This is a genomic window from Porphyromonas levii DSM 23370, assembly GCF_000379925.1.
Classification (GTDB): domain Bacteria; phylum Bacteroidota; class Bacteroidia; order Bacteroidales; family Porphyromonadaceae; genus Porphyromonas_A; species Porphyromonas_A levii.
Map to the genome: position 1 here is coordinate 28555 of NZ_KB904236.1, position 10967 is coordinate 39521.

Below are 10967 nucleotides of genomic sequence, written 5' to 3' on the forward strand. Positions count from 1 at the left end.
GTGTTAATTTGTTGTATGCAACTAAATATTATACTATATTTGCAGTGGGTGCGACTTGGTTGGTGTACCGAATAGCATTTGAATAGAGGATTAACGCCTGATTTGTCTAGGCAGAAACGGTGTCGGAATCCCTGATTGAGTTAACCAACTTTTATATTACAGTATTTATGAAGCAAAAAATCTTGATGTTATCCCTGCTTTTCTTCCTAAGTGCTACAAGCGTCTTTGCACAGACGATTACAGCCAAGGGAAGGGTGGTAGACGAAAACAATGACGAACTTATGGCCGTAACAATACGTGCCAAAAGCGATCAGACCAAAGGTGCCTTTTCGGGCGCAGATGGAACTTTTACGCTCAAGGTGAAGAAAGGAGAAATCCTTATCTTTAGCTTCCTAGGCTACAAGCCAGTGGAGATGGAGGCGTCTGAAAACATGATGGTAAAGATGGAGCCTGACACTGAGACTCTAGAGGAAGTTGTGGTTGTAGGTTATATGACCCGAAAGGTCGCCAATACCTCGGCATCAGTAGTAAAGGTGGATGCTAAGCAGCTTGCGAATAAGCCAGTAGCCAATCCCCTTGATGCAATACAAGGAAAGGTGACAGGGCTTCAGGTTTATTCATCTTCTGGAGAACCATCATCGCGACTATCTTTCGCTCTCCATGGTCAAGGCTCTCTGGGAGCAGGCTCTCTGCCTCTGGTTATTATGGATGGGATGCCTGTGAGTATGGCGGTCGTACAGTCTATGAACCCCAATGACATTGAAAGTGTCCAAATGCTTAAAGATGCTGCAGCGACTTCAATATACGGAGCTCGGGCTGCCAACGGAGTGCTTTACATCACTACCAAAAGAGGTGTGGCTGATAAGCGAGCCACTATAACCCTTAGAGGGCAATATGGGGTCTCCACACTAGCAAATACCCAGTATTTTGACAACCTTATGACTGGTCCTGAATTGCTAAGATACTATGAAGAAACAGGGCTCTATAAGGCAGATGAATTGACATATCTCAAAGAAACGCTGTTCAAAGGCACGGATTTCCAATGGTATAAGTATATTTATCAGCCTGCGCCATTGTACAGTGCAAGTATTGCTGTGTCAGGCGGTAGTGGCAATACTAATTATTATATCTCAGGAGGAGGGATATCTCAGAAGGGACTCAGGATGGGTTCTTCCTATCAGAAGGTATTCGGGCGAGTCAATCTCAATACTTCATTTAACGATTATGTTCGGTGTGGGTTGAACACTTCAGTATCGGGAGACAAGAGTCAAGTCTCACCATTTAGTAATAGTAACGCTGGGGGTGGCGGACTTGCTGCGATGAACCCTCCTTTTATCTCTCCTTTCGATCCAGAGACAGGTAAAGAGCTTGAGTATATCCCAATGCTAGAGATGTTTACACCTAAGCATGTAATAGCTACCAATCCTGGTGGTTCATCATCTTTTATCTTTTCTGCTAATGGACAGATCACTATTACTCCTATTAAGAGTGTTACTATAAGATCCATGGGTGGTATAGAGACCAGCTATGGAACTAGTAGAAACAGGACACTTCCTAGCTATGGAAAAGCATATGGTGTAGGAAGTTCGAGTAGAGGATATGCCAATGCCCTTAATCTGTCTTTCACTAATACTATAAAGTGGCAAAAGGGTTTTGGTGAGCATAATGTCACGGCACTTCTAGGTCATGAGTATATAAACTACGTTGATGATAGCTTCAACGCCAGTGGTTTTGGGATACTAGATGACCGCTTGTATACGCTGAATAATGTGACCAAGGATTATCGTGTCTCTGAGGGTGGTCTGAGCTATGCTTTTTTATCCTACTTCACTCAGCTATCTTATGACTATAGCGAGAAGTATTTCGTGGATCTAGTATTACGAAATGATGCATCTTCACGTTTCTCAAGATCTCGTAGAAATGGACTGTTCTGGTCAGCAGGTCTCCTTTGGAAAGCGAAGCGAGAAGACTTCCTTAGCAATGTTTCGTGGCTTGATGCTTTAGACGTTAAAGCTAGTTATGGTACTCAGGGAAATGCTTCTATTCCTCCTTATGCAATAGACTCATATGCTGGTAAAGTCGGGCAAAAAAAAGGTCAGATCAGCTTAGGCTTCATCAGTCTCGGCAATCCTGATCTCACATGGGAGAATCAGAGCAAATTTACCATCGGCTTCAGGACTCGGATGTGGGACAGACTAGAGCTCAATCTCGAGTATTACAATAGGCTCACTAGCAATATGCTATTTGAAGTGCCACAGTCTCTCTCTACGGGACTTCCTATAACGGGTGCCGGATATGTGACCAAATTTGAGAATGTGGGTAAATATCTCAATTATGGTTTTGACTTACAGCTCAAGGCCGATATCATCAAGCCTAGAGCCGACTATGGTCTTTCCTGTTACATTAACTTTAGCCACAATAATGATAAAGTGGTTGAACTCTTCGAAGGACGTCAGGAATGGTATGACCCAGGGGCACAACAGGCTTTCATTGTAGGTAAGCCCATCACATTTGTATTACCTCTATATAAGGGTGTGAATACTAAAACAGGTCATCCGGAGTGGTACCTCCCTGGAGATGATATATCAGTAGCTACACGAGATGATGCTAAAGTCACAGACGAATGGTCTATTAAGTTGGAGCAAAATACTGGTATCCCAGTATACACTCCTATGGTAGGAGGATGGGGATTTGAAGCCAACTGGAAGGGATTTTATGTGAATGCAGACTTTGCTTTTGCATTGGGCAAGCATATGATTTCTATGGATAAGCGATACTATGAGAATGACTACTATATCCGTGACAAGAAGAGTAACTTCAATGGATCGAGGTTGTTATTCGATTATTGGAAGAAGCCGGGCGATAATACTGAATTCCCATCCTTAGAGTATGTTCGCAATAATAAGGAAAGCTCATACTTGGACTCAAAGATGCTGGAGAATTCTTCATTTATGCGTATGAAGAACCTTACTATCGGATACAACGTTCCAAGGCGAGTATTAGAAGCTCAGAATTTTTTCACTTCAGCACGTATATACTTTGTCGGACGTAATCTGCTGACCTTTACCAAATTTAGAGGAATCGATCCTGAGGTAGGGCATAATATTGCAATGGGAGTCAATCCTAATACTAAGCAATTAAGTCTCGGATTGGAAGTGTCATTTTAATCCCTCATGGAAAGAATCGTGCAGGAAAAAGAAATTAAGAAAGTCATGAAGAAAAAGAGAACATTAAATGCAGTAGTAGCATGTGTAGCAGGACTCTTGTTATTGGGTGGCTGCAATCTGGATCGCGCCCCGTTAGACTATATGCGTTACGAGCAGTCATATCTCACTCTCGAAGATGCTACCAAGTGGGATAATGGAGTTTATTCGACTTTGAGGGGAAAGTTCGGAGGTGGATATGTCCTTCCACAAGAAGTACAAGCAGACATGCTCAATGCACACGCTTCATTTGGAGGTCTGTATGGGTCATTCCATAAGTGGGATGTCAAGTCTGAGGATGAAGTTATCAAGCAAGTCTACCACTCTTATTATGCTGCGCTCGTGGATGTTAATGTCGTGATAGAGTCAGCTCCAAAACTCAATGTGAATCCTCAAGATAAGCATAAGATAGACGTATATCTAGGAAATGCATATTTGGCTCGTGCCTTTTATCATTTCAGCTTAGCTATGCGGTGGGGTATGCCCTATAAGGAGGAGACTGCGGAACAAGATTTGTCCATTCCTCTTCGTACTACCCCGTTTTCTGTAGATAAGGAGGGACGAGCTTCGAATCGTGCAGCCTATAAGCTCATCTTGGATGACTTGGAGAAGGCAGAAAAGCTCCTCGCATCAGTGCCTTGCGCCGAAGGATCGGATGAGTTGACTTCGGATGTCGCAATCGCTTTGAGAGCTCGTGTGTATCTCTATATGAATAAGATGCCTGAAGCTCTAATCGAGGCGAAGAAACTCATTGATAATGGAAAGTATCCACTAATCGCACCTATTACAGGAGAGCACAAAGACGCAGAAGGAGAGAATAACCCATTCATCCAGATGTGGCACCACGATAGTGGCAAGGAGCAGATATGGCAGCCCTTTGTGGATAAGCAAAACGAAGTTGCAACCACCATCAATCTCTATGGAGCTGATTTGGAGACTTGGAAGTACTGGCAGTCTAAAGACCCAGAAAAGAAGATGGACTTCAATAAACCCTCTTATCTCCCATCAGGAACCGTGGTATATGATCTTTTCACTGACAGAGATAGACGTGTGCCAGCGTATTTTGAGTGGGTGTACTCTACTGTAACCGATAAGAATGCTCCAGAGCAGTTGTGTGTTATATCAAAATTCAAGGGTAATCCTAAGTATCGCACGTTAGATAACCCACAATGGGGAGGATATGTACCTAATGGGATTTGTTCGCCAAAGCCATTCAGAATAGCAGAGCAGTACTTAATTGCAGCTGAGGCAGCTTTCAAGACCCAAGACCAGGAGAATGCGAAGAAATTTCTCAATGAGCTTCGTGCTTCAAGAGGACTTGCAGAAGTAACAGAGTCAGGAGATCAACTTTGGAAGGAGATTATGGATGAGCGTAGCAGAGAGTTGGCATTCGAAGGGTTCAGGCTTTGGGACTTGTCGAGATGGGGACTCCCTATCAAGCAGCGTGAACGACAGGGACTCAGGGACAAGCACAGAGTTCCAAGCTCTTTCTTTGCTGACGGCTTTGACTTGGGTGAAGGCATTGAACCACATCATAAGAAATTCATTTGGGGCTTCCCAAAGGATGAAGTAAACCAAATCAATAAGCTAGTCAAGCAAAATGAAGGATGGGAATAATAATTGAATGAAGTATAGTGATTTTATGATGAAAACAAATTACGTATTACGATACATACTGGTCATCCTACCATTATTACTCATGGGATGCCGCAACAATAGGAGTGGAGACCCTATTGAACACTTTCTTATGAGTGACACTCAGAGCTTAGTCTTTGAGCAGCCTGGTGGCACAAAAGAAATATCTATTACCTCTGCCAGCTCTTCTAGCTGGAGCATTGATGAGGCCTCTTTGGATAAGTGGCTAAAGGTGCATAGAGAGGGGAATAGAATTATTGTGACTGCCGAAGAAAATACTGAAGTCGAAATGAGAACTTCGCCATTGACTGTTGATTTGCCAGGCAGTAAGTTCAGTTTCTCTATCTCTCAGTTTGGAACCAAGCCTTCGATAGAGATAAAAGATGGTTTGACCGAACTTCGATTCGACCGAGAGAAAGAAAGCAAAACGATCAAAGTAGTTTCTAATTCGTCGCATTGGAAAGTTCGCTCATTCGGCGAAATCCCATGGTTATCTTGGGTTAAGAACGAAGATAACTCGCTGACACTTAGTGTGGAGGATTTTAGTAAAGATGACCCTGATTCGAAAAGAAGTCGTAAGGGCATTCTGTTTATATCCAATGATACCGAACACCTCAGAATGGATATTATTCAAAGAGGGTGGATACAGTTCGCTGATCCTCTAAGTATTCCATTTCACGCAAAGCGAAGTGAAATCATAGAGCAAGAGAAAGAGAGAGGGTATGAGCGCAATAGAGAATACGAACTCAGATACAAATTTCCAGAAGGTGATGTGGACAAACCATTTATGGCTTTCTCTACAGATGCAGAACAGTCTCCACTGATAATTTACAGATTCGATGGAGCGATAACACCATACTATCAGATTGCTACAGGAGATATTTATCTTAAAGCTAAAGAAAATCAACGTTTTGAGGAAGAAGACCTTCGTTCGTGGATGGCGTTCAATGGTTATACTCCAAGTGCGAGGATGGAGAGGATGGAAAAGAGTACATCGCGATTCTTCCGTGCCAAAGATGATGTTACTGGTTATTTTGAAGTGTATAATTCGAATAATTCTAAGATTTTAAATCGAGCAAACGATTATAATGGCGCCTATATGCAGTATAATGAAACGAGCAACTATCTTTCGCTTATAAATAATGAAAAAAATGTGGAAACATTTCCTACTCGTACAGCTCATAGGCTCCATGACATAAAATTCAAGCTAAAAGAGGTGATGGAGTACGAAGCTTCTCAGGGATTTCTGCCAGACTACACTCATGATTTGTCTATTTCTTCTTCTGACCCAGAGATACAATATTACTCCTTAGTGTTTATCCCTAAAGTACAGGATAATAAGAAGGGTGCACTAAAAATGGTACACTATGTGTTTAATTGTATTGAAGCGCTTGATCAATATCCTGATTTGAATGGTAAGATTACCCGAGATTCGAAACTCAAGGGTACTGTGGGACAGCGACAGGACGTGTATGAAGGCTTAGATTATATTTACAATGTGAAACCAGGGAATCCATACTTCCCAGAATATGGTTCTGAATTTTATCTGAAACCTTCTTTACATAACCCCGCCCAAAAAAAAGGATATGTATTGGGTCGAACAGACCAGGGAAGTGGTTACACAACTTATTACCGAGGGATAGATGAGCTTGTAGACATTCGTCCTAAGGGTGAAGGGGAAGTGGTATTCCAGTACTATAAGAATAAGAGCTATGTGGATAACTTCCCTAAAAATTAATCAACTAACGAAATTATTTTATCATGAAAAATAAGACATTATCAGCTGTAGTAGCAATACTGGCGTTACTAATAGTTAGTAGTGTAGCGATAGGTTGCCAAAGAGAAATTGATTCGGAAATTCTTTCAGAGGCTCCGGAACAAAGAAACGACTCCTCTGCTGAAGAATCTATCGTTTGGGAGCCAGGTATAGTCTATCTTAAACTCTCAAAAGGTGGCGATGCTAAAGCAAGAGAGAATATCTCTCAGAGTCTGAGGACATCTTCTCTTCGTAGTGCGACCTCTGGCGTAAGGCTAGAACAAGTCTTTGACATCAGTGGCGAATATGCCCCAGCAATGATTCGAGAGGGCTTGGATAGATGGTACAAGGTTGTCTTTGATGATAGCATTGATGTCCAGGAAGTTATTGATGACCTCCGAGCAGAGAAGGCAGTGGAGATAGTGCATGGAGAAATCAGATTAAAGCAAGCCGATGCCCAATTTACTCCTCTGCGTTCAAGTGTTTTTCCGGATACCAACCATGGTTATCCTGCTTTCCAAACACCGGACCCTTTACTCAAGAAGCAGTGGCATTACTTCAATGAAGGGCTGACTGATGGCTTTGTGCGTGATGCTGATATCAATCTCTTTAAAGCATGGGAAACAACTACCGGTGACCCTAAGGTCATTGTGGCGATTATTGACTCAGGCGTTGACGTTGAGCATCCAGATCTCAAGGAGTCTATGTGGACGGGTGAAGGGGGTATCCACGGAAAAAACTTCTTCAATGGAACCTTTAATTTGGATCCAGGTTTTCACGGGACTCATGTGGCTGGTACCGTGGCTGCACGAAACAATAATAATGTTGGGGTTGCAGGTGTAGCAGGAGGAGATGGCACCAAAGATAGTGGCGTTCGTCTGATGAGCTGTCAGGTGTTTAGTTCGGATTTACCACATTCTAAAGCTGCTACGAACGATCAATATGCAGAAGCTTTTATTTGGGCGGCTAATCATGGGGCACTTATTGCCAATTGCTCATGGGGATTCGAGTTTAGAAAAAAAGAAGATATAAATTCCGAGTACTATAAGCAGAAACATGCTGATGCAGGTGCAATTATTCAAGCGGGCATTGACTACTTTATCAAGTATGCAGGAAATGATCCCGACGGTAAGCCTAAGCCAGGGACTATGATGTCCGGCGGGGTGGTGATTTTCGCTTCAGGAAATGACAGCAGTGTGGATGTGGACATTATACCGGCTTATGATCCTTCTGTTATTGCTGTTGCGGCATTCAATCCTGATTTTAAGCTGTCTTCTTATTCTAGTTGTGGAAAATGGGTCGATATATTGGCTCCTGGTGGAGATACTGGAGATCGTATCAACCGAGGAATATTGAGTACCGTGCCTAGTCACTTTCCGAAGATTAAAGTGGGGAATGATCTTGGATCTAGCTTAATATATAAAGGATTAGACTCAGAACAGGGGCTTTATGCTTATTTTATGGGTACCTCTATGGCTACTCCACACGTTACTGGTATAGCTGCGTTGATGGTTTCCCACTTTGGGAAGTCAGGTAATTTGACCAATAAGGAACTTCAGAAAAGACTTCTTGCTGCCGTTAAGCCTCGTGATCATGAGTCTCAAAAACCTTCTTACAAAGGAAAGATGGGTGTAGGCTATATAGATGCAGCATTGGCACTGAGTGATCCTGAAAAAGAAGCTCCTGCACAGGTTGATAAGATAGATGTTAAGAAGGTTGGTTATTACGATGCTGAGGTGTCATGGGAAGTACCTGAAGACAAGGATGCACATACCAAAGTGGCATTTTCATACCGAATATATCTAAGCCCGAATGAAATTAAGGATCTCACGAAGCCTGCTGCTGAAGTGTATAACCATGAGAAGAAACTGGGTGAGGAACTCTCTTACGCATTTTCAGGACTGGAGACTGGGAAAACTTACCATGTAGCTATTGTCGCATGCGATAGATTTGGAAATACGTCTAAGGTTCAACATGGCACATTCAAGACTAATCTTAACCATTCTCCAGTGATAGCTAACCTACCTACTGAACCCTTAGTGATACTCAATACGAGTCCGTACTTCGTTCACTCATTCAAAATAAAAGATGAAGATAAACATACGTGGTCTTACAAGACCAGTGATCTTCCAGAAGGAGTAACAGTAGAGCGGGTTGGTGATGACCTCAAGATGTCGGTGATTGTACAAGGCTTAAGGGGTGAGTACTCATTTACCCTCGAGCTTGAAGACGAATTTAACGGCAAGTCAAAGTATGTCATTCCATTCTCAGTGGTAGATCACTCCGCCCCTATTTCAAATCAGAAGATAAAGAACCTCTTCTTGATGGAGAATGGGCAGGCACAGACAATAGACCTTAGTTCTGCTTTTAAACTGGCAGCAGGGCTTACAGATATTTCTTTCGAGGCTGAGAGCAATAATAAGTCTGTAGTGACCGCTGAGGTACGCGATCATCAGCTTATAGTTACACCTCACGAGGTGGGGGTAGCAACGATTATTGTCTATGGTAATGATGGTTATAGGAAGTCTTCTACTACTTTCATTGTCCGGGTGACTAAAGCTGAAGCCTCTGAAATCCAGGCTCTCTATCCTATGCCTGCACATAGCTATCTGAAAATACTCGTGAAATCTGACGATGAAACTATCAATGTTATTGTTACATCTTCTACAGGAGAGAAGCTGATAGAGGATAAACTAAAGGTCAATCCTATGACGCACGAGGCAACTTTAGAGTTGGATAAGTTAGTGACTGGAGTATACAATCTGATAGTAGAGACCAGTCGTTCAAAGGATTATCGTACATTTATTAAGAACTAATTACACCATGAGAATAAGATTATTATCAGCAGTTTTCGTAGCCTTCATTTCGAGTACTCTTGCCTTTTCTCAAGGGCGTATACTTCCCATTCTTGAGTCTACACCGGATGTTCGCAGTACAGCCCTAGGGGGAGCAATGTTGGGTGATACAAAGCAGATGCATATTTATTCTAATCCTGCGGCTGCAGTATTTTCGGATGAAAGGATGAGCATAGACTTGAGTAGCCAGATATTCCCAGCGGTAGAGGTAGGCAGGATAATGCAGTTCAACTTAGGCACGAATATTGAACTTGATCCGAATCGTGTTTTGCTCTTTGGAAGTAGGTGGAGAGGAGGACAGACGATCCCAATCACTGCTACTACTGGTGATGCGGGAGTAGTGCGTCCTTTCGAGTGGACTTTAGATCTTGGATATGCGTTTAAGGTAATCCCATCGGTAGTTGCATATGCCACTACCACTTACTTTAAAAGCGATATGGGACGAAGCACCAGTGGAATTGGGTTTTCTGTGGGAGCAGGATACCAAAAACTATTTAAGATTAACCAGACTTCTACGCTGCTTACCTTAGGCTTAAGACTACAAGACGTAGGTAAGCCCATTAAATATGGTGATACTGGTATCCCTTACAGCTTACCTACTTCAGTCCAATTTGGAGGGGACTGGCAGTTGGCATTGTCTCCTAAGCATCAGGTAGCTTGGGCTTTAAGTGCTCGCTATTTCACTCCTAAGAATGCCCAACTACTGCTGGTGAGCAGTGGTATTGAATATTCTTTTAACAACCTTATCTCTGCCCGTATTGGCTACCGTTATGGACAGAAAGATTTGAACCAGTTGTCTTGTGGTATTGGAGGGTTTTATAAAGGAATCCGAGCGGACATTAGTTATCAGTATGGACTATCTAAATTGGCAGGGGTCGATGCACTCACTGTAGGAGTGGGATACTCATTCTAAATTTATAGTCCATTGTCAAAGATATGTAGCAAGCCTTTGTGGAACCAACTCCATTAAGAGAATGGGCACTTCGTGCAACATTCTCATTAAATGAGTCTTATGAAAGGCTGTTTTGTGCCTAAGGGTTAGCACTCAAGGGTGATGTGACAATTTAAGAAGTATTATTCAACAACGAGGGTGTGCCAGTACATTTTTTGGCACACCCTCGTGCTGTTTACTGAGAGAACTTCAGTTCATTGTGTGAAAGGTTATTGAGATCGGTTCAGCGTAACTCTCCCAAAACGGGCGTATTGTGGCGGTTTATTATTATAGTCATCTTTGCGGTTGGAAGTTGTTCAGGTATTAGATGACTACGATTTATGTTTAATCTAAATGAAAGCAATTGCTTTTTCCTGTTTATTAGTGGCGTTGACTTGAGGAAAGGGTTTGGAGGTTTGGAGGGGATCATTCTTAGAGATGGTCGCAATCCTTTAGAGGGGGATGTGTTTGTGTTTATCAATAGGTCGAGGACTACGATGAAATTGCTCCACTGGGAACGGGGCGGGTATGTGATTTACCATAAACGCCTGGAATGTGGTCGGATAAGCCATAAGGTGTTTGTCAAA

At 42.6% G+C, this 10967-nt stretch carries 6 protein-coding genes; all 6 read left to right on the forward strand.

The window, feature by feature from the left end:
- Positions 1 to 167 precede the first annotated feature (167 nt).
- Positions 168 to 3167 (forward strand): SusC/RagA family TonB-linked outer membrane protein, encoded by a 3000-nt coding sequence (locus tag A3GG_RS0102755; protein WP_018357797.1) that lies wholly within the window; start codon positions 168 to 170, stop codon positions 3165 to 3167.
- Between the two features lie 45 nt (positions 3168 to 3212).
- Positions 3213 to 4820, forward strand: a complete 1608-nt coding sequence (locus A3GG_RS0102760) for a RagB/SusD family nutrient uptake outer membrane protein (protein WP_018357798.1) — start codon at positions 3213 to 3215, stop codon at positions 4818 to 4820.
- 25 nt (positions 4821 to 4845) lie between these two features.
- Positions 4846 to 6576: a hypothetical protein gene (locus A3GG_RS0102765; protein ID WP_156808652.1), complete on the forward strand. Its 1731-nt coding sequence runs from the start codon at positions 4846 to 4848 to the stop codon at positions 6574 to 6576.
- Between the two features lie 23 nt (positions 6577 to 6599).
- Positions 6600 to 9410: a S8 family serine peptidase gene (locus A3GG_RS0102770; protein ID WP_018357800.1), complete on the forward strand. Its 2811-nt coding sequence runs from the start codon at positions 6600 to 6602 to the stop codon at positions 9408 to 9410.
- Between the two features lie 7 nt (positions 9411 to 9417).
- Positions 9418 to 10362 (forward strand): PorV/PorQ family protein, encoded by a 945-nt coding sequence (locus tag A3GG_RS0102775; RefSeq protein ID WP_026215565.1) that lies wholly within the window; start codon positions 9418 to 9420, stop codon positions 10360 to 10362.
- Positions 10363 to 10721: 359 nt separating this feature from the next.
- On the forward strand, positions 10722 to 10967 hold a 246-nt coding region (gene tnpB, locus A3GG_RS13015), incomplete at its 3' end, for an IS66 family insertion sequence element accessory protein TnpB (RefSeq protein ID WP_018357802.1).